This window comes from Frankia sp. Mgl5, from assembly GCF_023242985.1.
Taxonomy (GTDB): Bacteria; Actinomycetota; Actinomycetes; order Frankiales; family Frankiaceae; genus Parafrankia; species Parafrankia soli.
Genome location: NZ_JALKFY010000654.1, coordinates 1 through 855, shown reverse-complemented (window position 1 = coordinate 855; position 855 = coordinate 1). Strand labels below are relative to the sequence as shown.

Here is an 855-nt window from a genome sequence, read left to right as displayed (position 1 = left end):
ACGCCATCGGAGCCCGGCGCGTGGGCGCGGAGATGTGTAAACGACGCCGGGCCAACCTCATGTCCGGGGCCACCCGCGGCCGGCGACGGCCGCGGCTCGCCGTGGTCTCCCTGGTTGCTGACCGGCGACCGAGCGTGATCGCGAGAGACTCCCACCCACGGGCCACGGGACACCGCCCCGGTCCCGGATCGCACCGCCACGGCCGGAGAACACGCAGATCCGGCCACTGACCGGACTCCTACCGGCGCGGCGGCGGCAAGGTCTGAGCATCCTCACTTCAGCACTTTGAGTAACCATGACGCCCCATTGAGCCAAGCCATCTTTGGTTTACACCGTGGTCTGATTCCTCCCAGCCCAACCAGCCAGTCCATCTGATGCCACAATGCAACTTCACAAGCACGCCTTGTAGTCGGAGTTGAGCAACAGTCGCAGGTCGCAACGGTGCCAGGTCGACCGGGATCGCCTCACCGACGGGCAGCGACGGGCAGCGGCGGGCACCGACGGGTCCTCCCGGCGGAGCCGACCGCCGACGACGAGCGTGGACAAGGGCAACACGGATGCCGCCGGCCGCGACAACGAGCGGGCACCGGCAGCTTGAGGAACTGGGGGACCATCATCATGGCGTTACTGAATCCGGCAAATGTGAGCACGTCCCGGAGCGGGCACTCGCTGCGGGTGCCGCGGCGCGGCGGCGAGAGTGCCGTCACGGCCGCGTCCGACGGATCCGGCGCCGGATCAGCCGGCCCACCGCGGATCCCGCTGCTCCCCGAGAACAAGGTCGGTCAGCAGGTCCGCGTGCCCAAGACCGCCGAGCTCGTCGCGGCCCAGCTCCGCCGCCAGATCGTCCGTGGTGAG

The 855-nt window shown here is 69.4% G+C and carries 1 pseudogene; it reads left to right on the top strand.

What is annotated here, in order from left to right:
* Positions 1-618 precede the first annotated feature (618 nt).
* A pseudogene (locus MXD62_RS21440) lies at positions 619-855 on the top strand (FadR family transcriptional regulator); the annotation flags it as partial.